Origin of the sequence: Robertmurraya phoenicis, from assembly GCF_047302285.1 — a bacterium.
In the GTDB taxonomy this organism is placed as follows: domain Bacteria; phylum Bacillota; class Bacilli; order Bacillales; family Cytobacillaceae; genus Robertmurraya.
This window is the reverse complement of record NZ_CP154845.1, coordinates 3,395,982-3,417,829: the sequence shown is the minus strand read 5'-3', so window position 1 is coordinate 3,417,829 and position 21,848 is coordinate 3,395,982. Positions and strand designations below refer to the sequence as shown.

Sequence of the window (21,848 nt, the reverse complement as noted above, 5' to 3'; positions counted from 1 at the left end):
TATTTAGAAAAATAGAAAGGGGATTCAATGATGTATATGCCATTAGTGTTGCCTCAATTTTTAGATCGTGCCGTTCAGTTGTATGGAGATAAACAGGCGATCATTTGTGATGAAAAAGTTTTTACATATCAACAGTTAAATGAAAGGGTTCAGAGATTATCACATGGTCTTCAGAACTTAGGAATTCAAAAAGGGGATCGGATTGCTTATTTAGCTCCCAATTCTGTTGAAATGCTTGAAGGATTTTACGGAGTATTTCAGCTTGGCGGAATTATGGTCCCGTTAAATATACGTTTAAAACCAGATGATTATCTTTTTATTTTGAATCACAGTGAGTCGAAGATACTTTTTGTTGACCAGGATCTATATCATCTCATCGTGCCGATTAAGGACAAATTGCAAACCGTTGAGAAGATTATCGTTCATTATAAGGATGAAATAACAGATGAGCTAGGCTATGATGATTGGCTTTCTGAGCAAAATTCAGACAGTTTTACCCGTGTTGAAATCGAGGAGAATGATGTGTGCAGTCTCCTCTATACAAGTGGCACAACTGGAAATCCGAAAGGGGTTATGCTCACCCATCGTAATAATTATTTGCATGCCCTTAGCTCAATGCATCATTTAAAAGTGACAGATGAGGACGTCCTACTACATGTGTTGCCAATGTTTCATGTAAATGGATGGGGCTCCCCTTTTTATTATACGGCAAATGGGGCGACCCAAGTTTGCTCTCGAAAAACGACACCAGAATCGATTTTTGCCGCATTAGAAAAACATATGGTAACGGTTATGCACATGGCTCCTACAGTATTGAACTCACTGCTTCAATACTATGAAAAACATACTCCTAAAATGGAACAGTCGGTTAGGGTCGTCATTGCTGGTTCAGCTCCACCGCCAGCCTTTGTTACAAGAGTGGAAAAAGAACTTGGCTGGGAATTCATTCAAGTATATGGAATGACAGAGTCATCTCCACTTAGCTTAATATCTATGATTCGTTCCCACTTAAAGGACCAGCCACTACAGGAACAATATCGGTTCAAATCGAAGGCGGGAATATCGATGATTGGCAATGAAGTGAAGGTCGTCTCAGAGCAAGGAAAAGAAGTCGCACATGACAGCAAAGATATTGGGGAAGTGATTGTACGAAGTAATGGGGTCATGCTTGGGTACTGGAAAAATGAAGAGGCGACAATGGAAACGATTAAAAATGGGTGGCTTCATACAGGTGATATGGCGACCGTTGATGAATTTGGTCATATTGATATTGTTGATCGAAAAAAAGATGTCATTATTAGCGGTGGTGAAAACATTTCCTCCATTGAAGTAGAAGGAGTACTGTACGATCATCCAGATGTGTTAGAAGCAGCTGTCATTGCCGTACCTCATGAAAAATGGGGAGAGACTCCACATGCGTTTGTCGTTCTTAGAGATGGGAAATATGTATCAGAGGAAGATTTAATTGCATTTTCAAGAGAGAAATTAGCTCATTTTAAAGCGATTACAGGGGTCAGTTTTGTGACAGAACTTCCTAAAACGGCATCAGGGAAAATCCAGAAAGTTGTTCTACGAAATAATTTCTGGGAATCATCAGGAAAAGGAGGAAAATTTATAAATTAGTAGAATGATCATTTAATGGGCTCCGTTAAGATAGTAAAGCGCATGAAAAATTGCATGTCCATATCTTTCCACTTATAATTTGAAGTACATGACGAAGATAAAAGGGAGCCATTATGTATACTTCAGAAAAAGATAGAATTATATCTTTAGATATGATGAGGGGATTTTCTATTTTAGGGATATTTCTTGTTAACATGCTATCCTTTCATTCCCCAATGCTTTATTTAAACCCTGCTACTTGGTGGGATTCTCCACTAGATAATGGGACATATGTCTTGATTGATATTTTTGTACAAGGAAGCTTTTATCCTTTATTTTCTTTGCTATTTGGCTATGGCCTCGTTCTATTATATGAGAGAACGTTGAAAAAAGGAGTGGCATTTCTCCCGCTTGTGACAAGGCGGTTAATGATGCTACTTCTAATCGGAATGATCCATGCTTTTTTCATCTGGCATGGGGATATTTTGATCAATTATGCGATCTTTGGATTTTTCCTGCTTATTTTCTTAAGAGTTTCAGGTAAGTGGATGCTTATTACAGGTGGAATATTGTGGGTCATCCCCAATTTCCTTTTATCCCTTCTGTTTATCATTTCCGCTTTTCTTGTTCCAGAAATAGATATTTCTTCGATGTATGACACAGCAATGGCAGAACAATCCATTGCGGTGTATCAATCTGGCAGTTTTGCAGAGATTTTTACGCAAAGATGGAACGATTGGTATATGGTCAATAACGTGGAAAATGGAATTTTTATGCTGTTTTCAATTTTTGCCTTCTTTTTAATTGGGGGAGGTGCTGCTAAGTTAAAATGGATGGAAAGGGTAAAGGAATTACGCAGTCCACTAGTGAAAAACTTTTTCTTTTTCCTCGTGATTGGATCGTTCCTCAAATTCAGTCCATATCTGTTTCAAGGAGGACTAGCCTTTGAATACATCCAGGATTCTTTTGGGGGACCAATGCTTGCGGTTGCTTATGCAGTAGGGATTGCGTTACTAGCAGATACAACAAAAGGAAGAAAACTGCTTGTTTTTTTAGCTCCTGTAGGAAAAATGTCAATGAGCAATTACTTATTACAATCTATCGTCTCGACGCTACTATTCTATTCTTACGGACTAGGGCTATACAATCAAATATCCGCTTTCACAGGGACACTTCTCGTCTTATTCATTTTTGCCTTGCAAGTTATTGTTAGTTCTTATTGGCTGAAAACACATCAGTTTGGTCCAGTGGAATGGCTATGGAGAAGCGTCACATATCAGAAAAAACAGATTTGGAAGAAACCATAATAATTGGAGATGATGTTATGAAATTCGTTACAGCACAAGATTCACAAGGGATTTTCGTAGGGGTTATGGATGAAGGAGAGAGTCGTGTTCTTCCGTTAAATCGTGGTGTAACGCTCGAAGAATGCATTGGAACAGAAGGATTTTTTGACCAAACAAAGACTATTTTTCAGGAATCTGCTGATGAGCAGTTTATAAATTTAGAAGATGTAACACTTTTAGCTCCGATTCCGAGACCGAAGAAGAATATCTTTTGTGTAGGGAAAAATTATGTGGAGCATGCAATTGAGATGGGCAGTAAGGACGATATTCCGGAACATATCATGGTCTTTACGAAAGCACCTACAACTGTGATTGGACCGAATGAAACGGTGTTAGATCATAACGATATTACCGCTCAACTTGATTATGAGGGTGAATTAGCGGTTGTGATCGGAAAAAAAGGTAGAAAGATTAATAAAGAAGATGCGTTAAGCTATGTATTTGGTTATACGATTATTAATGATGTGACGGCTCGAGATCTACAAGCAAAACATAAGCAATATTTTATCGGCAAAAGCTTGGATACTTCTTGTCCAATGGGTCCGTGGATCGTTCATTCATCAGCAATTGGCAACCCCAATCAACTAAATATTGAAACGCGTATTAACGATGAAATGAGACAACAATCCAATACAGAGAATTTTATTTTTCCAGTAGAAGAAATCATCTCTGTCCTTTCTCAAGGATTAACGTTGGAACCGGGGGACATTATAGCGACAGGAACTCCTTCTGGGGTTGGAAAAGGCTTTAAACCACCTCGATTTCTAAAAGCTGGAGACAAAATGGAAGTAACTGTCGAGAAGATCGGGACACTTGTGAATCAAATACAAGAAGGTTAATGACTAGGACACTTCTCATTTACTATTTCACGTGTAAATATGTTAAGATATTCAGGAAGTTACCCTGAGGAGGCAAGTACATGTCAATACATATGCATATTACGGCTTGGGCTTTAACATTAGTCCTATTTTTAGTAGCGTTTGGACTTCAAAAAGCGGGGAAAGAAAAGGGACAAAAAATTGTCCATATGATTTTACGTCTGTTTTATTTGATTACCTTTGCTACTGGTGGAATGTTTGTTCATTATTTAATTTCTTCCTATTTAGTCGAGACGATTTTGAAAATTGTATTTGGAATTCTCGTTCTTGGTTTTATGGAAATGGTTCTAGTACGCACGAAAAAAGGCAAGAAAACGACTGTTTTTTGGTTATTGTTGATCGTCTCTGTGGCGATTGTTCTTTATTTAGGCTACAGCCTTCCAATGTAATTTAATGGTAAAAATAGTGAATTATCGACAAATTCTGAAAAAAGCTGCCAAAATGGTAGCTTTTTCTTTATTTTTAATTTATCCTTCCTCTTAAATGTGGTATTTTAAAAGGGACTATTTATTTATAGGTAGATAGAAAACGTCCCAGGTGGTTTCTATGATAAAAACTTTTTCGTATGTGTATAAAAATGCAACTGAATTAACAAGCTTTATTGAAAACAATGGTATATATGAATATCCCAACATTTTTATACAGGTCTTTGCAAATTTAAAGGACAGAGAAGAAGTTGGATTTATTCAAAAGTACTTGCATGAGGAACTTCCGTTAGCTCATATTTTAGGGTGTTCGGCGTCGGCTGCCATTGTGAATGGTGAAACGATTCAAGAAAAAATTACTATCAGTTTTACTGTTTTCGAAAAGACGGAGCTTCATTCCTCCCTATTTTTATTTAAAGATTATGCCAACGCTGAAAAGTTGGGGAGAATGATTTCTGACAGGCTTGTCAGCTTTGATACGAAAGCAGTCATTTTATTCTCGACCAATCATGCTATGTATTTACCAGAGCTTTTAAGTGGCCTTCAGGGTGGAAGCTCTGAGATTGCCATTGCTGGTGGTGTTGCAGATGGGGATTCCGCTTGTCGTGAAGGCTATGTTTTTTATGGAGAAAATCAAAGCGACCAAGGGATTGTAGCGATTTCATTGAACAACGCAGATTTGCATATTGACACCTTTGTGAATTATAAGCTACAAGAAATTGGAAAATCCTTTACGATTACTAAGGCAAGCGGAAATACCATCTTTGCTATTGATAAGAAAAAGCCGCTGCAAATTTTAAAACATTACTTAGGAAATGACTTTATTAAAGAAATTGATACGTTAAAAGAAGAATTTATCTTTATGTTAAATACTAAAGGGGATAAAAAGCCTATAAGGATTTCGAAAATCCTTGATAATGGTGCGATTGAAATGAATCATTCTCTTTTACAAGGTGACTCGATTGTCTTTGCTTATACTGATTTACGTGCGACCGTGGAAGATTCAGTTCGAGAATTGAAAGGACTACGGAAACAAAATGCAGAAGCTATTTTTACGTATAATTGTTTTGCGAGGAGAAGGGTTTTACACGGATTTGCAGATGAAGAGTTACGAATTCTTCATTCACATGCACCAACAAGTGGTTTTTTTGCAAATGGAGAAATTGCCTATGAAAATGGTAAACCAAAATTAGCAAATCAATCCTTTACTTACTTGGCTCTAACTGAAAATAAGGTTTATAAAAAGAGACATACTCAGCCGATCCATTACACGATCTCTGAGCCATTAAAAACGGTTGCTACTTTAACGCATTTAATGAAAGCCTCTCAAGAAGATATCGAGCAATTAAATGGTGAACTTCGGATCTCTGAGGAATATCATCGTTCGCTGTTTAATAATAATGCTGATATTGTTTATTCTACCGATTTGTCAGGGAATTTCACCAGTGTGAATCCAGCATTTGAAATGATGTTTGGTTATAAGGAAGAAGAACTTCTCGGAAAATCGGCATTAAAGTATATTAATAGGGAAGATATTCCGCGAGTTCGCATGCATTTTTTCCGTGCGATAAAAGGGAAAGAACAATATTACAATATTGAAATTTACTCGAAAGATGGAGAGAAAAATCTTTTTCATTTAAAAAATATCCCGATAACGATTAATGGAGAATGTGTTGGAATATATGGGATTGGTCGCAATATTACAGAGCAAAAGAAAATCGAGGACAAAATTGTCCAGCTCGCTTATTATGATCAGGATACAGGGCTTCCGAACCGGATAAAATTTACGGAAAAGCTCGGTGAAACATTGCAAAGAGCGAAAAAGAAAAGACGTCAAATCGCAGTCTTAGCCATTGATCTTGACCGCTTCAAAATGATTAATGATAGCTTAGGACATGATGTGGGAGATGAAATTTTAAAAGAAATTAGCGATAGAATTCAAGAAGCGATCCCCAGTGGTGCTTATTTAGGTAGATTTAGCGGCGATAAATTTAATCTTTTTCTTTCTAAAAATGTCGACATGGAAGAAATCATTAAAGCTGCTAAATCGATTCTTCGCAAGGTGACAGAGCCCATTCATTTTTCTGAAAAGGAATTCTATATTACGGCAAGTATCGGAATTAGTCTATATCCGAATGACGGGAAAGACGAAATTACGTTACTGAAAAACGCAGATATTGCGATGAATCGTGGCAAATACCCTGGAGGAAACCGAATTACCCTTTATTCTAAGAAAATGAATGAAGAAGCTTTTAAACGACTAGAATTAGAAAGCTATTTACGAAAAGCCTTACAAAAAGATGAATTTTTCCTTTGTTATCAGCCGTTAATTGATTTAAATACAGGTAAGTTATATGGGAGTGAGGCACTTATTCGTTGGAACCATCCCGCGCTCGGGCTGGTACCTCCAGGCGATTTTATCCCATTAGCGGAAGAAACCGGTTTGATTGAAGAAATCGGAAGCTGGGTTTTAAAAACAGCATGTAAGCAAAATAAACAATGGCAGGATTTGGGGTTAGAAGGGTTAACCGTTTCCGTCAATGTATCGGCAAACCAATTTCAACAAACAAAATTTGTTAAAGAAGTGAAAAGGGCGTTAGCGGATGCCAGGTTAGAACCGAAGTATTTAACGCTTGAATTAACGGAAAGTACGATGCTTCGCAATATTGATCATAGTATAGAAGTGATGAAATCCCTGCAGGAGCTAGGTGTTCGTGTCTCGATTGATGATTTTGGGACAGGCTATTCCTCTTTAAGTTATTTAAAAGATCTTCCAATCAACACGTTGAAAATTGACCGTTCTTTTATTAATAATTTAAGTCTTGAGACAACAGATATCGCCATCGTCAAAGCGATCATTACGATGGGACATGGGTTAGCCGTGAAGGTCGTTGCTGAAGGCGTGGAAACGGAGGAGCAAATTAATCTCCTTAAAGACTTAAAATGTCATTATGCCCAAGGCTTCTATCTTCATCGACCACTGACAACTGATGATTTTGAAAAAGCGTTATTATCTTCATAAGAAAAGCGTCCGATTATGGACGCTTTTTTCTTATGAAGATAATTTTTCGATAATCGTTCTCTTCCCATTGTTTAAGGTAAATTCAAAGCGATCATTTTTCTTTTCGTAATAGCAAAAGTGGTGTTGGATACTACAAATGTCCTCCTGATTGTCAAAAATAATAAAATTCACACCTTCCTTGCGCTCTTCTCCTTTTAAAAAAGTTAGGTGATTATAACAGTAAATACAATCATAGACTGAAAAGTGAAGAGAATTTAAATGGGTGATGAATTGGTAAAAGGCATCATCTGAGATCTCTTCTAATAACCGTTCTAATGAATAGATCAGGTTTTTTCGGATACGAAGTGTATCATTGCTTTTTAGATGGAGAGTCTCATCTGCCATGGTCATTTTTCCATCTTCAATTAATACTCCTTTTCTCCAGCGAGAATGTCGTAACACTTCGAGTTCCTGATGCAAATATTCTTCTAGCAAGGAAGCTTCCTCAGATTCATTTTCAAAAAAGACCCATTGGTCATTAATAAACTCAATTGTTCCCTCAATATAGGCACGAATTTGGAACTCAATTAGTTTAGATCGTTGCTGTCTATTCATCGTTAACCTCCAAAGATAATAACTGCAGTCTGATCATATGAGTCATAAGGTAAGGCCCTTTGATATGTTAAAAAAGGATCTTCTCAACATCCTTTCTAGACATTTTCAATTTATTTTAAACTTGAAAGAACCCTTCTTTTCAAAAGTTAATTGCTCCTGCCTTAATGAGGACAATTAACCATTTTAAGAGCCCAGCATATGATGTTTACACGTACATGGTGAAATGCTGCTTAAAGAATCAACAAAAGACACACGTTCAGCTTAGAAAGGATGATGACAATGTGTGGAATTACCGGATGGGTTGATTTTCAACGAAACATCTCAAATGAAAAAGAAACAGTTTTAAAAATGTCGGAGACTCTGGCAAAACGCGGTCCTGATGATACAAATATATGGACAGACACACATGTAGGTTTCGGACATAAGCGGCTAATCGTTGTCGACGCAGAGGGCGGCAAACAGCCGATGGTACGTACGAAAAATGGTCACCGTTACATTCTTTGTTATAATGGTGAACTCTATAATACAGAGGATATTCGCAAAGAACTCCTAATAAAAGGATATTCGTTTCAAGGTCATTCTGATACAGAAGTTCTGTTAACTGCCTATATAGAATGGGAAGAAAAATGCGTTGATTTTTTTAATGGGATATTCGCCTTTGCTGTTTGGGATGAGTGGAAACAACAGCTTTTCATTGGAAGAGATCGCTTAGGTGTTAAGCCATTATTTTTTGCAGAATTAAACAAAGGTTTGATCTTTGGATCGGAATTAAAGGCATTGCTTGCACACCCTGATATGAAGACAGAAATTGATCGAGATGGCTTATCTGAAATTTTTGCATTAGGACCCTCAAGATCACCAGGGAACGGGGTATTTAAAGGTATTCGTGAATTAAGACCGGCTCACGCATTAACTCTTTCAGCTAGTAATGGTTTAAAAATTTGGCGCTACTGGAATGTAAAAAGTGAAAAGCACGAAGATTCGATCGGCGAAACGGTTGAAAAAGTACGTTTTCTATTTACAGATGCGGTTGAACGCCAACTTGTATCCGATGTTCCGCTTTGTACATTTTTATCAGGGGGAGTCGATTCAAGTGCGATTACGGCGATTGCGGCGATGGATTATGATAAAACAGGGAAAGGGCCTCTTCACACTTTTTCGATAGATTATGAGGGAAATGACCAATTTTTTAAAGCGAATGAATTTCAACCAAACTCTGATGTTGTCTTTATTGGGCAGATGACAGAGCAATTTAAAACGATTCATCATGATTCTATCATTTCGCAAGAAGAGCTGGCACAACATTTAAAAGAGGCTGTATTGGTCCGTGATTTACCAGGAATGGCTGACATTGATTCATCGTTGCTATGGTTTTGTCGTGAGATCAAAAAAGAGTTTGTCGTAGGTCTCTCTGGTGAATGTGCCGATGAAATCTTTGGAGGCTACCCATGGTTTCATCGTCCCGACGATTTGAAGAGAGAAGGCTTCCCATGGATGCGTTCCATTCATGAGCGCCAAAGTCTATTACAGGATAAATGGCAACAAAAATTAAGTTTACAAGAGTATATGATGGATAAATTCAATGCAACTGTCGCTGAAACACCAAAGCTTGAGGGGGAAAGCCCAGTTGAAGCGGGTCGCAGAGAACTTTTCTACTTAAATATGCTTTGGTTCATGACCACTTTGCTGGATCGAAAAGATCGCATGAGTATGGGAGCGAGCCTCGAGGTGCGAGTTCCATTCGCCGACCACCGTTTGGTTGAATATGTGTGGAATATCCCGTGGGAGATGAAAATGTACGGAAACCGGGAAAAAGGCTTACTGCGTAAAGCACTAGAAGGTATCTTGCCTCATGATGTGCTTTACCGTAAAAAGAGTCCATATCCGAAGACTCATAATCCGAAGTATACAAAAGAGATTCAGAATCTGTTGGCCGACATTATGCGGAATCGCAGCTCAGTACTGTATGAATTCTTCAATGAGGAAAAACTAAAGGCGATTATCGAGTCCGAGGGTGCAGCCTTCAAAGAACCATGGTTTGGCCAGCTAATGACAGGCCCGCAGCTACTCGCTTATTTAGTGCAGTTGCACTTTTGGTTTGAAGAATACAATATTCAGATTGTCGAATAGTTGGATGTTTGAGGGACAGAACACTCACGGTGGGGATGTGGGTGTTCTTTTTTTGGGGGGGGGAGTTTTTGGGGTGATGAAGGGTTCATGAGACAAGAGAAGAGCGGTTATGTAGAGAAAGTATGTCACATGAGGGGTTCATGAAACAAGAGAAGAGTGGATTTGTAGGGAAAGTATGTTTCATGAGTGGTTCATGAGACAAGAGAAGAGTGGATTTGTAGGGAAAGTATGTCACATGAGGGGTTCATGAGACAAGAGAAGAGTGGATTTGTAGGGAAAGTATGTTTCATGCGGGGTTCATGAGACAAGAGAAGAGCGGTTATGTAGGGAAAATATGTTTCATGAAGGGTTCATGAGACAAGAAAAGAGCAGTTTGAAAGAGAAAGTATGTCACATGAAACCCGATTAGGTTTTTCCAGAAAAAAGTATCCTCATTAAAATAAATTCTCCATTACAGCAGAAAGAACGCCCCCAGCTAGAATTACTGAGGACGGTTCCTGAAAAAATCAAACATAATATGAATATTTTCCATGACCTTTTCGTTCAAAGTTCTCGCTAAGAACCTTTTGAACTTGTCGCTTACTCAAAATCGGGCTACACCAATCAAAGAGCGCATTTGTCGTGACTTTTCTTTCTGGAAAAAGTATCTGAAATTCTTGTAAACTCCGTAAAACCGCAGATTCTAATTTTTCTACACCATGACAGCGGTGACACGCCAATTTTCCAAAATGTGATTTCGAATTCAAAAATGACCCGCAGCTAGAACATATAATTCCTTTAGATAGCTCAGAGTACTGATATTTCGGAATATAAGCATTTGGGTAACTGGGGAGGTTTGCCGTCAAAAGAATATCAGCTAGCTTTTTATGATTGCTATTCAGTACGGATTTCACAGTCTTTAGATTTTTCATAAAACGCTCTAACTGGGTTGGGAGAATAATTGTTGGATTCCGTGGAGCTCCATACAGAGTAAGGTGTGGATGGTTAAAAACAAGATGAGCTTTAATGGGGAAATGTATCCCTTTATCCTGCAAAAATCTACTTAGAAGGGATTCACATCTTTGTAATTGGTGAAGTGGATTTTTTAAGACAGTACCATTGCTATATTTCCAATGATCTCCTTCAATGGTTAAATCACCTTCAAAATATTTCACATCAAAAATGTACAAGCATTCTTGAGAAATACCTAAGCTGTCAATTTGGAAAAAAGAATTGTTGTGCTCAAGTAAGAGTCCATTTAAAAAAATCCATTCTTCTGAAAACGTGTCTAGTAATTCATCAAACTTTTTTTCACCTTCAAATCCTTTTTCGAGATTTTCATAGTAGTGGTAGTCTTTTTCTGATAATTGTTTCCGTGGAGATAAACTTCGAAGAATCAATAATTCGGGGGGTTCAATACGGGGTTTAAAGATCAATCGATCACAACCTTTCTATCTCATTTGCTTCTATCGTAGCATATTTTACTAGTTGAATAAAGTTGACGGGCAACTAGACTTAACGATAATCTTATAAACGGGGTATATAACCGAATATGCTAGGAGGAACGGTGAGTGAAAAAGTCTATTTTATTCATTTTGATCCCGTTACTTCTTTTTTGTGGACTACCAGTAGGGGCAGTAGAAAAAGAAGAGCACAGTTTTCAGGATGAATCTATTTATTACATAACGATTGATCGTTTTAACAATAGTGATTTTTCGATCGATTTTGATGTCGATGCAAATGACCCGAATCGCTATCATGGCGGTGATTTCCAAGGGATTATGGACCGTCTTGATTATATAAAAGAAATGGGCTTTACGACGATTGGCCTTTCTTCTATTTTCGACAATGAAGATGATGGGTATCATGGCTATTGGACGAAAGACTTTTACCAGACAGAGGAACATTTTGGCTCACTCGAAACATTTAAAGAGCTTGTTCAAAAAGCACATGAGCTCGATTTGAAAATCATCATTGACTTCAATGTGAATCACGTTGGGCCGAATCACTCTTGGTTAACAGAAGCAGATAAAAAGGATTGGTTTCTCCCAGAAATGGTAAATGGGCTACCAACTTTAGCCCATGAGAATCCAGAAGTAAAAAACTACTTAATCGATGTGGCAAAATGGTGGATTGAGGAAACAAATATTGATGGATATCGTCTCGAGTCCGTAGAGCATGTTCCAGTTGATTTTTGGAAAGATTTCTCCCAGAAAACGAGAGACTTGAAGGAAGATTTCTTTTTACTTGGGGATATTCAAACAGAGGAACGTGCTGTAGTGAAAAAATATCAAGAGGCAGGGCTTGATGGTTTCTTAGATTACATTTCGAATGATGAACTAAGAAATGGATTTTCCCAGCCTGACCAACCTTTGCAACCGATCATCGAGCTGGCAGAGCAAAATCAAGAACTTTATGAAAATCCTTATTTGCTGACTACATTTATGGACAATCCCCATACACATCGTTTTACAAGGGATTCGGTGGTGCTTAATGAACATCCTGGTCCGAGGTGGAAGATGGCATTAACTTACTTATATACAACACCTGGGATTCCTTTTGTTTATTATGGGAGCGAGATTGCTGTAGATGGCGGGGAAGAACCTGATAATCAGAGGCAAATGGATTTTCGTACGGAAAAGGAATTGGTTGATTATATTACGGGTATCGCGAAAATTCGTCACGATGTCCCAGCATTGACGAAAGGAAGTATGGACGTTCTTTATGAGCAAGATGGAATGATGGTGTATAAGCGTGAGTATGAAGGCGAAACATCAGTCATTGCCATCAATAACACAAGTAAAACGCAATCTGTCACGTTGACTGAGCAGCTTGAGGATGATAAAGAACTTCGTGGTCTCTTGAACGGAGATTTGGTTAAAAGTAAGGATGGAAGTTATCAGATAATCATTGATCGAGATTTAGCTGAAATTTATGTGCTTGCAGATAAATCAGGACTTAATTATCCATTTATAGGAGCTACCGCTGGTGTCATTGTCCTGTTTATTATTTTTCTGATTATGGTAAAAAGGAAGGCTCGAAAATAATAAAAAAGGAGAAAAACACCCCGTTTTTCTCCTTTTTTCACTCACTAAACAGGAACTTTCAATCGCTTAACAATACGTTCAATAAAGGCTTCAATTTTCCCCATATCAACATTTTGAGGTAAGAGCTCAATTTTCAAGGTAACAGCGAGATTGGTTGTATCCCTTAAGCTATCTCGAAAGGCATCAACAGCCCCGCAAAACTTTGGATAAAAACTATCCCCGGTACCAAACACACCAGTCACGAGATTTCCCCTCGAATCTCTCGCAAGCTCGTGCTGAAGCGGCAGCATTTCTAGCGGCACTTCGCCGTCACCCCATGTATAAGTCCCTATTAGAAGGCCATCAAACGAGGAGATGTTATCTAAAGGAAAATCTTCGACCCGATAACACTTAATGTCAAGTCCTGATCTTTTAAAATGTTCCAGCATCAAATAAGCGAGTTCCTCAGTATTACCTGTGATGGAGCTATAAACAATGGCAAGTTTCATAGCTCATCAAAGCCATTCGATTCGGTGACTTTCGTATAAGTCCGTGATTTTTGCTCGAAGAAATCAGACTTTGTTTCATTCATCATTTCGTCGCTAAAGACATGGATCCATGGCATTGGGTTATCTCGACCTTCGTAGTGATTCTCTAAACCTAATTGTCGAAACCGTTTATTAGCTAAATACTCAACATAGCCCTCGAATTCTTCCAAACTAATCCCATCAATTTCTTGTAATATATGTCTTGCCCATTCCTTTTCTAGTTCAACTGCTGATGAAATTGAATCATAAACATATTGAATATTTTCCGATGTATTGAGCTCTGGATTTTCCGTAAGCAAAATCCGGATGAATTGGGCGATGAAGTAGGCATGTTGCATTTCATCTCTTTGGATATAGCTAATCATTGTACTAGTTTTCAACATTTTTTGCTGCCTTGCTAGATGATAGAAAAAGGCAAACCCTGCGTAAAAATAGATTCCCTCCAAATTAATTGATTGCACGGCCAATTGAAAGAGGTTCTGCGGATTCGGGTTGTTGCGGAAGTTCTCATAGTCGATTAAAATGATTTCATTTCGCTTTCGAACAATCGGGTCATCTTTTGCTTGATTAAACCGTTCGATTTGCTCACTTAAAGGAATCAAGGAGCTTAAAATATAGGAATACGATTCATTATGAACTGCTTCTTGCTGAGAAATGACAGCGAATATCGCTTTAAAACTTGGATCTGTAACATAATCCATCACTTGAGTCATCGTTGGTGTTTGTAGGCTATCCAAGGATGCCAACTGAGTGTTCACTCGCAAAAATACATCCTTTTCTACTGAGCTTAAATGATCCCATTGCTTAATATCGTCTTGCATATTGATTTCTTGGGCCTTCCAGAAGTTCGCTAACAGGGTTTGGTACATGCGGTACATTTGCGGATAGGCGATATCATTCCAGTTCAAAATACCAGATGCCATCCCATTAATAATCCCTGTTGATTTATTTGGAAACTCAGGATTTAATAACTTGATTTTCTTTAATGTATGATTCAAAAAAGAGGACTCCCTTCCATGCTGTTTTTAAATTTCTTTCTAGCTTTAGGCTCCACTCTAAGTTTAGCTATGACATGCTTCACATTCTTCAATCTCGGTCTGTGATGTGCTGCGCACGTAATAGGTGGTTTTGACGCCATTTTTCCATGCGGCAAGGTGCAGTTCTAATAGTTCCTTCGCTTTAATATCGTGGCGTACATATAAATTAAAGCTGATGGCTTGATCAATATGACGTTGTCTGGCGGCGTTTTGCTTAATGCTCCATTTCTGATTAAGTTCATGACGAACTTTGCGATAGTAATAATAGGTATGATGGTTTAGATCTGGTGCTGTAACCTTAAATTTAAAGTTTTTCTTTTCTTCTGCATATTCAAGGGCATAAAGTGGGTCGATCCCGTCTGTTGAACCACCAATTTTCGCAGTTGATGAATTAGGTGCGACCGCCATCATCCAACCATTTCTTACTCCATAGGCTTGAATGTTCTCTTGCAACTCATTCCATCTAGCGGATGTATATCCTTTTCGTTTAAAATAGTCTCCGGTTTCCCACTCAGAGCCTTTAAATAAAGAGTAAGCCCTTTTTTCCTTCGCTAACTCCATGGATGCTTTAATTGTGTAAAAGGCAATCTCTTCATAGATTTCATCTGCATATTGCACCGCTTGATCGGTTTCCCATTCAATGCCTTTTAAAGCGAGAAGATGATGCCAACCGAATGTCCCAAGTCCTACGGCACGATATTTTTCATTTGTAGCTTTTGCTTGTTTGACAGAAATATCATTTATATCAATCACGTTATCTAGCATTCTCATTTGAATGGCGATGAGCCGTTCGAGAACGTTAGCCCCAATTGCATTTGGCAAATGGATCGAAGAGAGATTACAAACGACGAAATCTCCAGGTTTTCTAACGATCACAATATTTCCATCTGCATCCGTAAATTCTTTTTGAATCGTGGTAGCAGACATATTCTGGCTGATTTCTGTGCAAAGATTACTACAGAAAATTGCAGTGCGCCCAACTCCAGCAACATGCTTGTTTGGATTTTGTCTGTTGACTTCATCACGATAAAACATATAAGGTGTACCTGTTTCAAGTTGAGCGACCATGATGCGTACCATAATGTCCATGGCACGGTACGTTTTTCGTGGTAGGAGAGGGTGGTTGACTGCCTCTTCATATTTTTGCGTGAAAAATTTCTCATCTGTTTCGTCGTAAAAATCCTCTAGTCCGAGGGGAACGCCATTTTCATCTTTCCAGCCCATAATTTGTTTCACTTGATGAGGACAGAAAGTATGCCACTCGCCGATGCTTTTTCCATTTTCATCAACCTCTTCAACCTTTTTCATGAAGAGATCAGGGATCGAAACGCCTGTAAAAATATCGTGGGCTTTTCTTCGCTCATCCCCATTATTCGTTTTTAAATCTAAAAAGCCATTCATAATATCTTTATGGAAAATATCTAAATAGATCGCAACAGCTCCTTGGCGTTGGCCTAGCTGATCGACACTAACGGCCGTATCATTAATTAAGCGAATCCATGGGACGACTCCAGATGAGTTCCCTTTAAATTTCTTAATATCCGATCCTAATGCTCTCACTTTTCCGTAATAGATTCCGATACCGCCACCATCTTTACTTAATCTAGCAATATCCCAATTGTTTAAATAGATGCCATCAAGCGAATCATCGACGGTGTCAATGAAACAGGAGGAAAGCTGACCAAAGCTTTTTCCAGCGTTTGATAGGGTAGGGGTTGCCACAGTCATATATAGGTTGCTTAAAGCCCAGTACGCTTCTTTTACATAGGAAAGTCGTTTTTCCTTTGGTTCGTTTTTCATAAGGGTCATCGCAATGATCATGAACCGTTCCTGAGGAAGTTCATATACATTTTGATTATAATCCTTTGCTAAATAACGGTCAGATAAGAGGAATAATCCCATATATGTAAATAAGGAATCTTTCTCAGGGGTGATTTCCTGGCCTAATTGTTCAATCTCTTTTTGATTGTATGACTTAAGGAGATCCTTTGAGTAAATGCCAATGTCACTTAAATTTTGAATAAGTTGATAGAAATCTCCGTATTTTTGGCTTGAATCATAGCCTCGAGAACTCGCTGCTTTTTCGTAAAGTTCGAGAAGAAGCATTTGGGCCGCGAGAAAGGTCCAATTTGGCTCAATCATGTCGACTCGATTCAGCGCATACTGGAGGACTTTTTGCTTGGATGAAGATTCGTCTGTAGAGTATAGCTGTTGCTCGATTTCACCGACGTGTAGGTTGTATTTTTTGGCCACTAGGGTCAGGGCATCTAGAACCCCATCATTTTTTGTTACGACTGTACTCATTTTTTCAAAACCTCTCCCTTAATTTTTCGAGTGAGAGGAAGGACAATAAAAAACCCACCTTCATAAAATGAAGATGGGTTAAAACGCATGATTTTTAAGACGAAAGAGGACAGCCCCTTTTTTACTTAAACACCTTCGTTTTACCTTCCCAACTCCCGAAGAAGATAATGACGCGATAAAAAAGGCAGGTCTCCTGACTTGTGCTTCATCCTACTTTAAGGCCTTCCCATCTAAAAGATAGTGGTTTTCCTTATTTCGTCGCACTTACAGTTGCGGGTACAGTTCTGGACTTACACCAGATTCCCTTTTAAGTCTATTTCAGACACCTATTTTATTGGTTGATACTATATATTGTGTTATATATTAAAATCACTCACTATATATGTAAGTTTGTTTCATTATAAGTCATCTGTTTTAAAATGACAACTATTTAACGATAATTTACAAATTGAACATCTATCGATAAATCGGCTTCTCTAACAGCGGCAATAATCGCTTGTAGGTCATCACGGCTTTTCGCAGTAACACGGACTTGATCATCCTGTACTTGACTCTTTATCTTTAGACCGCTGTTTTTGATGAGCGTATTAATGATTTTCGCATTATCTTTATCAATGCCTTGTACAAGTTTGGCACGTTGTCTTACGGTTCCGCCTGAAGCGCCTTCAATTTTTCCGTAATCAAGATTTTTAATGGGAATGCCTCTTTTAATCATTTTGCTAAGCAGTACGTCCTTTAGCTGATCCAGTTTGTACTCGTCATCTGAGACAAGGACGAGTTCTTCATTATCTAGAGTTACTTTACTTTTGCTTCCTTTAAAATCATAACGAGTAGAAATTTCTTTCATCGCTATATTAATTGCATTCGTTACTTCGGAAAAATCTACTTTTGAAACAATATCAAATGAGCTATCTTTTGCCATTATGAGCCCTCCTATAATTACGTGAATAATTTCCCTTCTTGGCACCATTATAGTAAAATATAGCAGTTCAAACAACTTTAGGAAAGACTACTTTCGTATGAAGTGTAAAATAGAGGAGTGTATGTAATGGCTTTAAATGATTATGTTGGACAGCTTGTAACCTTAAACGTCGCAAGATATGCCCAATACGGATACTTTTTAACAGATGGTGAAGAGGATGTTCTTTTACATGAAAATGACACAGAGCTTGAGCTGAGAGAGGGAGACGAGGTAGAGGTTTTCTTATATGCGGACTCTCATGGTCGGGCAGCGGCGACGACGACGATTCCGGAGATTCGAGTAGGTGAGTATGGCTGGGCGCAGGTGAGTGATACAAAGCCAGGACTTGGAGTATTTTTGAATATCGGCATCAATAAGGATATGCTTTTAGGGGAAGAAGACTTGCCAACGAAATCTTCCGTTTGGCCTGCTGTAGGGGATTTACTCTATATTACGTTACGAGTAAATCGTAATAATCGAATTTACGTTAAACTTGCAACAGATCCGATTATTGATGAAAAAAGAATTCAGGCAACGCGTGCTGATTTTAATAAAAATATTCAAGGTCATATTTATCGTACGGCGAAGGTGGGGAGCTGGATTTTTACCGCTGAAGGCTTTAAAGGCTTTATTCATGAATCACAGCGTCGAGACGAACCTCGTTTAGGTGAAAAAGTAGAAGGACGGATTATCGATGTGAAAGAGGATGGAACGATTAATGTTTCTTTAACACCTCGTAAGCAGGAAGCGCTTGGGGAAGATGCTGAGAAAATCTATTCTTATTTACAGTCAAGAAATGGTGCGATGCCTTATGGCGACAAGAGCATGCCAGAGGATATTGAAGAACGATTTGGCTTAAGTAAAGGTGCTTTTAAAAGAGCGCTTGGAAAGCTGATGAAAGATGGCTTTGTTTATCAAGAGGACGGCTGGACTTATGAGAAGAAGGAAGAGAGCGAAAAAGAGTAACGTTTTGCGTTTAGCCGAAATATTTCGATTTTCGCTGATAAAATGAAAAAAACGCCAAGATAATCAAATTTTCGCCGATAAAATTGAAAAAACGCCGATAAACGAAAAAAAGCTGCACCTCAACTATATTGAGGACAGCTTTTTTGCTTAGAGATGGTCCGTTTTTTTCGAATATTGCCGTTTTCCTGCTTTACGATTCTTTTCTCTCATCATATTTTTTTCATGGCGTAAGGCGTTGTTGTCTTGCGCTTTTTTATCGTTATCAGAAGTATGAGGCATGACAAAAAATACTCCTTTCCATTCAAGAGTTATTTTATTTTCTGTCATTTGAAAAAAGAGTATGTAATTCAAATTTTCCCAGCTTTAAGCTGGTAGCTCGTTAAGGAAAAAGAAAGCAATTGTTCCTGGACCTGTATGAGAACCTACAGATGCACCGATTTCTGTAATGACTACATCTTCAACATTCAACTCTGACTTGATTTGTTCCTTCATTTCAAGGGCTAAATCAAGACTATCTGCATGACTAATCCCAACAATTTGCTTTTCAAACTGTTGGCCCCGCTCTTTCATTACTTCAATAATTCTACGAAGAAGCTTCTTCTGTCCACGATGTTTTTCGATTGGCACAAGTTTGCCGTCTTCCGTATTTAATAAAGGTTTAATGTTTAAAAGTCCACCCAAAAATGCAGAGCCTTTGGAAAGTCTTCCGCCTTTGGCTAAATGATTGAGATCATCTACGGTAAATAAATGCTCCATATGCTCGCAACGGAATGTAACATCTTTTTCGATTGCTTCTAAGGAGGCACCACTAGCAGCAAGTTTTTGCGCTTCCATGACAACCAATCCACATCCTAAAGATGCACATTTTGAATCTATAATCGTTAAGTTAAAGTCGGGGAATTCTTCTTTCACCTGATTGCGAATCATAACGGCTGTTTGGTAAGTACCAGATAGCTGAGATGAAAAGGCGATATAGATCCCTTCTTCTTTGTTCTTTGCCATTTCTTTAAAATATTCCTCAAATTTTAAAGGGGAGACTTGAGAAGTCTTTGGCATTTCCCCTGAGCGAATTGCCTTATATACGGTCGAAGGATTGATCGTAAGTAAATCTTCATACTCCTGTTCACCTAAGTGCACTCCAAGAGGAAAAAGAGTGACGCCATTTTCTTCATAAAAACTTAATGGCAAATCACAAGCACTGTCAGCTAAGATTTTTACTGACATAGACCACACCTGCTTTCAAGTCATTTCTTTTAGTTTATAGAATTTAAAAGAAAAACTCAATCAATACTAGTAAAATGGGTCGATGAAAAGGTTTGGTTAAAGAAATTAGGGAAATGAAATAATAGAGATAAATGTTCGACTAATAATGAAAAAGGAGATGATCGTCCTGCTTCATGCGAAAAAAATTATCGTCGTTATTATTGGAGCCTTATTAAATGCGATTGCCATGAATTTATTTTTAATTCCTGCAAATGTGTATGCAAGTGGCTTCACTGGTACAGCACAGTTACTCTCAAGTATTTTTGGTGGCAATATATCGACCGGAATTCTTTTGTTTCTATTAAATGTACCTGTCACAATTTTAGGCTGGCTAAAGGTGGGAAAATCCTTTACACTATACAGCTTTATTAGTGTCGCTTTAATGTCAATATTTTTAGAAATTATCCCGATTTATCAACTTTCTTCAGATATTCTTCTAAATGCTGTTTTTGGAGGTGTTATATCCGCAGTAGGAATCGGTTTTACGTTGAAATGGGGCGCCTCTACCGGAGGTTTAGATATTATCGCCATGGTCCTTTCAAGGATGAATGACCGCCCTGTTGGAACTTATTTTTTCACCTTAAATGGATTAATTATCTTAACCGCAGGTTTTTTATATGGCTGGGAAAAGGCTTTATATACACTTGTCACCCTTTATGCCTCTACGAGAGTCATTGACGCCATTCATACAAGGCATGAAAAGCTAACAGCCATGATTGTGACAAAGAAGTCTGAGGAGCTAACAAAAGCGATTCATTCGAGAATGGTTAGAGGAATTACGATGATTCCGGCAAAAGGAGCTTTCACGAAAGAAGAGAAGGACATGATCATCATCGTCATCACGCGATATGAGTTATTTGAACTAGAGCAAATCATTAAAGAAGTCGATCCTCATGCTTTCACCAATATTGTACAAACAACGGGTATTTTTGGATTCTTTCGCAGAGATTAAATACGAATGAAAAAGGAGAACTGGTTGTATATTTTTATAAATACGAATAGGAGGACATGCGATGCTAAAGCAATTAGCTTATCTATTCTTCATTCCTTTTTTAGTGAATCTCGTATCAGGGGAAGTGCAGCAAGAGGCGGAAAAAAGAATTTTTGAAAATGTGCAGGTAGAAGGGAAGGCTGGAAACTATAAGGTTAAGGGAGAGGCGAGTACGAAAGAAGGGAAGTTATTTTATACGGTAGAGGATGGACATTATCAATACATCGACGAAACCGTTCTTAGCCTGTCGAAAAAGTATCCTGACATGGCATCATTTGCGATAAACATCAAACTTCCGCCAGAAAAGCTTTCTAAAAATGCGACTCTCATGCTTCATCTATATGAAAAAGATGAAAAAGGAAGGATTATCCATTCCTATCCCGTCGTATTGGAACAAAAATAGAAAGCTGGCGCCTTAGCCAGCTTTCTATTTTATGTTAATTGATCAAGCTCATTTTGCAGTTGACTTAATAGTCGTTGTTCAGCCATAGTCGAATTGGCAAACGCAGAAGAAATGGCATTTTTAGCACGATCGATAGCAGTATGCTGTCCACTACCGGTCGCATTTTTAGCAAGGTCTACTGCGTTTCTTGCTTCAATAAAAAGTCGATTTGCCATTTAAATTCCTCCTAATGAGGAATCTTTTACATTTGCCATCTTCTGAGCCTCTGCTTCTGCATAGGTGGTGTGATAAGGAATGCGTTCATCATGCTTCGAAACAGCGTCAACTCCACGTTGTACAAAACGTCTCGATTTGCTACTTCTACCCATTGCAA

20 protein-coding genes and 1 riboswitch are annotated in these 21,848 nt (G+C 38.3%); of the genes, 10 read left to right on the top strand and 10 right to left on the bottom strand.

Features of this window, described 5'->3' with window-relative positions; translation table 11 throughout:
• The first annotated feature begins 30 nt into the window (after positions 1-30).
• The 5 genes from AA0X71_RS17020 to AA0X71_RS17000 all read left to right on the top strand — a co-directional run bounded on the left by AA0X71_RS17020 (position 31) and on the right by AA0X71_RS17000 (position 7,273).
• A complete protein-coding gene (locus tag AA0X71_RS17020) occupies positions 31-1,623 on the top strand; it encodes a long-chain-fatty-acid--CoA ligase (protein WP_413356498.1) in 1,593 nt (530 codons plus the stop codon).
• A gap of 113 nt (positions 1,624-1,736) precedes the next feature.
• Positions 1,737-2,909, top strand: a complete 1,173-nt coding sequence (locus AA0X71_RS17015) for a DUF418 domain-containing protein (protein ID WP_413356497.1) — start codon at positions 1,737-1,739, stop codon at positions 2,907-2,909.
• 17 nt (positions 2,910-2,926) lie between these two features.
• Entirely contained in the window at positions 2,927-3,787 is an 861-nt protein-coding gene (locus tag AA0X71_RS17010) for a fumarylacetoacetate hydrolase family protein (protein WP_413356496.1), read from the top strand.
• A gap of 80 nt (positions 3,788-3,867) precedes the next feature.
• Positions 3,868-4,215: a YisL family protein gene (locus AA0X71_RS17005; protein ID WP_413356495.1), complete on the top strand. Its 348-nt coding sequence runs from the start codon at positions 3,868-3,870 to the stop codon at positions 4,213-4,215.
• A gap of 157 nt (positions 4,216-4,372) precedes the next feature.
• A complete protein-coding gene (locus tag AA0X71_RS17000) occupies positions 4,373-7,273 on the top strand; it encodes an EAL domain-containing protein (RefSeq protein WP_413356494.1) in 2,901 nt (966 codons plus the stop codon).
• A 30-nt stretch (positions 7,274-7,303) separates the two neighbouring features.
• Here the strand turns inward: AA0X71_RS17000 and AA0X71_RS16995 are convergent, their stop codons facing one another.
• Positions 7,304-7,867, bottom strand: coding sequence for a DUF2777 domain-containing protein (locus AA0X71_RS16995; protein WP_413356493.1), 564 nt, complete (start codon positions 7,865-7,867; stop codon positions 7,304-7,306).
• A 279-nt stretch (positions 7,868-8,146) separates the two neighbouring features.
• On the opposite strand from AA0X71_RS16995, the gene asnB reads away from it, so the two are divergent.
• Positions 8,147-9,997, top strand: a complete 1,851-nt coding sequence (gene asnB / locus AA0X71_RS16990) for an asparagine synthase (glutamine-hydrolyzing) (protein ID WP_413356492.1) — start codon at positions 8,147-8,149, stop codon at positions 9,995-9,997.
• A 506-nt stretch (positions 9,998-10,503) separates the two neighbouring features.
• Here asnB and AA0X71_RS16985 read toward each other — a convergent pair.
• A complete protein-coding gene (locus AA0X71_RS16985) occupies positions 10,504-11,412 on the bottom strand; it encodes a nuclease-related domain-containing protein (RefSeq protein WP_413356491.1) in 909 nt (302 codons plus the stop codon).
• Positions 11,413-11,547: 135 nt separating this feature from the next.
• On the opposite strand from AA0X71_RS16985, the gene AA0X71_RS16980 reads away from it, so the two are divergent.
• Positions 11,548-13,023 carry an alpha-amylase family glycosyl hydrolase gene (locus AA0X71_RS16980; RefSeq protein ID WP_413356490.1) on the top strand — a complete coding sequence of 492 codons (1,476 nt, stop codon included), beginning with the start codon at positions 11,548-11,550 and terminating at the stop codon, positions 13,021-13,023.
• Between the two features lie 44 nt (positions 13,024-13,067).
• On the opposite strand, the gene AA0X71_RS16975 is transcribed toward AA0X71_RS16980, so the two are convergent.
• The 4 genes from AA0X71_RS16975 to AA0X71_RS16960 all read right to left on the bottom strand — a co-directional run bounded on the left by AA0X71_RS16975 (position 13,068) and on the right by AA0X71_RS16960 (position 17,813).
• Positions 13,068-13,511 (bottom strand): flavodoxin domain-containing protein, encoded by a 444-nt coding sequence (locus AA0X71_RS16975; protein ID WP_413356489.1) that lies wholly within the window; start codon positions 13,509-13,511, stop codon positions 13,068-13,070.
• The gene (locus tag AA0X71_RS16970) at positions 13,508-14,548 is read right to left on the bottom strand and encodes a ribonucleotide-diphosphate reductase subunit beta (RefSeq protein ID WP_413356488.1); all 1,041 of its coding nucleotides are present in this window, start codon (positions 14,546-14,548) and stop codon (positions 13,508-13,510) included. The genes AA0X71_RS16975 and AA0X71_RS16970 overlap by 4 nt, the downstream gene beginning before the upstream one ends.
• A gap of 63 nt (positions 14,549-14,611) precedes the next feature.
• Entirely contained in the window at positions 14,612-16,891 is a 2,280-nt protein-coding gene (locus AA0X71_RS16965; RefSeq protein ID WP_413356487.1) for a ribonucleoside-diphosphate reductase subunit alpha, read from the bottom strand.
• A 165-nt stretch (positions 16,892-17,056) separates the two neighbouring features.
• Positions 17,057-17,236: riboswitch (cobalamin riboswitch) on the bottom strand.
• 85 nt (positions 17,237-17,321) lie between these two features.
• The gene (locus AA0X71_RS16960) at positions 17,322-17,813 is read right to left on the bottom strand and encodes a YajQ family cyclic di-GMP-binding protein (protein WP_413356486.1); all 492 of its coding nucleotides are present in this window, start codon (positions 17,811-17,813) and stop codon (positions 17,322-17,324) included.
• A gap of 126 nt (positions 17,814-17,939) precedes the next feature.
• On the opposite strand from AA0X71_RS16960, the gene AA0X71_RS16955 reads away from it, so the two are divergent.
• A complete protein-coding gene (locus AA0X71_RS16955) occupies positions 17,940-18,818 on the top strand; it encodes a S1 RNA-binding domain-containing protein (RefSeq protein WP_413356485.1) in 879 nt (292 codons plus the stop codon).
• 147 nt (positions 18,819-18,965) lie between these two features.
• Here the strand turns inward: AA0X71_RS16955 and AA0X71_RS16950 are convergent, their stop codons facing one another.
• Positions 18,966-19,097: a DUF3941 domain-containing protein gene (locus tag AA0X71_RS16950; protein WP_019153283.1), complete on the bottom strand. Its 132-nt coding sequence runs from the start codon at positions 19,095-19,097 to the stop codon at positions 18,966-18,968.
• Between the two features lie 84 nt (positions 19,098-19,181).
• Positions 19,182-20,042, bottom strand: coding sequence for a DegV family protein (locus AA0X71_RS16945; protein WP_413356484.1), 861 nt, complete (start codon positions 20,040-20,042; stop codon positions 19,182-19,184).
• Positions 20,043-20,199: 157 nt separating this feature from the next.
• Here AA0X71_RS16945 and AA0X71_RS16940 point away from each other — a divergent pair, with 157 nt between their 5' ends.
• Together AA0X71_RS16940 and AA0X71_RS16935 are read left to right on the top strand one after the other, a co-directional pair.
• Entirely contained in the window at positions 20,200-21,033 is an 834-nt protein-coding gene (locus tag AA0X71_RS16940) for a YitT family protein (protein ID WP_413362649.1), read from the top strand.
• 61 nt (positions 21,034-21,094) lie between these two features.
• Entirely contained in the window at positions 21,095-21,475 is a 381-nt protein-coding gene (locus tag AA0X71_RS16935; RefSeq protein ID WP_413356483.1) for a Gmad2 immunoglobulin-like domain-containing protein, read from the top strand.
• Between the two features lie 29 nt (positions 21,476-21,504).
• On the opposite strand, the gene AA0X71_RS16930 is transcribed toward AA0X71_RS16935, so the two are convergent.
• Entirely contained in the window at positions 21,505-21,690 is a 186-nt protein-coding gene (locus tag AA0X71_RS16930; RefSeq protein WP_413356482.1) for a DUF3813 domain-containing protein, read from the bottom strand.
• Positions 21,691-21,843: a hypothetical protein gene (locus AA0X71_RS16925; protein ID WP_019153278.1), complete on the bottom strand. Its 153-nt coding sequence runs from the start codon at positions 21,841-21,843 to the stop codon at positions 21,691-21,693.
• Positions 21,844-21,848: the final 5 nt, after the last annotated feature.

Excerpts from the sequence above, each read along its gene's own strand:
- asnB (WP_413356492.1), top strand. The coding sequence starts at position 8,147 with ATGTGTGGAATTACCGGATGGGTTGATTTTCAACGAAACATCTCAAAT.
- AA0X71_RS16945 (WP_413356484.1), bottom strand. The coding sequence starts at position 20,042 with ATGTCAGTAAAAATCTTAGCTGACAGTGCTTGTGATTTGCCATTAAGT.
- AA0X71_RS17020 (WP_413356498.1), top strand. The coding sequence starts at position 31 with ATGTATATGCCATTAGTGTTGCCTCAATTTTTAGATCGTGCCGTTCAG.
- AA0X71_RS16930 (WP_413356482.1), bottom strand. The coding sequence starts at position 21,690 with ATGGCAAATCGACTTTTTATTGAAGCAAGAAACGCAGTAGACCTTGCT.
- AA0X71_RS16940 (WP_413362649.1), top strand. The coding sequence starts at position 20,200 with ATGATCGTCCTGCTTCATGCGAAAAAAATTATCGTCGTTATTATTGGA.
- AA0X71_RS16935 (WP_413356483.1), top strand. The coding sequence starts at position 21,095 with ATGCTAAAGCAATTAGCTTATCTATTCTTCATTCCTTTTTTAGTGAAT.
- AA0X71_RS17015 (WP_413356497.1), top strand. The coding sequence starts at position 1,737 with ATGTATACTTCAGAAAAAGATAGAATTATATCTTTAGATATGATGAGG.
- AA0X71_RS16950 (WP_019153283.1), bottom strand. The coding sequence starts at position 19,097 with ATGCCTCATACTTCTGATAACGATAAAAAAGCGCAAGACAACAACGCC.
- AA0X71_RS16960 (WP_413356486.1), bottom strand. The coding sequence starts at position 17,813 with ATGGCAAAAGATAGCTCATTTGATATTGTTTCAAAAGTAGATTTTTCC.
- AA0X71_RS17000 (WP_413356494.1), top strand. The coding sequence starts at position 4,373 with ATGATAAAAACTTTTTCGTATGTGTATAAAAATGCAACTGAATTAACA.
- AA0X71_RS16925 (WP_019153278.1), bottom strand. The coding sequence starts at position 21,843 with ATGGGTAGAAGTAGCAAATCGAGACGTTTTGTACAACGTGGAGTTGAC.
- AA0X71_RS16965 (WP_413356487.1), bottom strand. The coding sequence starts at position 16,891 with ATGAGTACAGTCGTAACAAAAAATGATGGGGTTCTAGATGCCCTGACC.
- AA0X71_RS17005 (WP_413356495.1), top strand. The coding sequence starts at position 3,868 with ATGTCAATACATATGCATATTACGGCTTGGGCTTTAACATTAGTCCTA.
- AA0X71_RS17010 (WP_413356496.1), top strand. The coding sequence starts at position 2,927 with ATGAAATTCGTTACAGCACAAGATTCACAAGGGATTTTCGTAGGGGTT.
- AA0X71_RS16995 (WP_413356493.1), bottom strand. The coding sequence starts at position 7,867 with ATGAATAGACAGCAACGATCTAAACTAATTGAGTTCCAAATTCGTGCC.
- AA0X71_RS16955 (WP_413356485.1), top strand. The coding sequence starts at position 17,940 with ATGGCTTTAAATGATTATGTTGGACAGCTTGTAACCTTAAACGTCGCA.
- AA0X71_RS16975 (WP_413356489.1), bottom strand. The coding sequence starts at position 13,511 with ATGAAACTTGCCATTGTTTATAGCTCCATCACAGGTAATACTGAGGAA.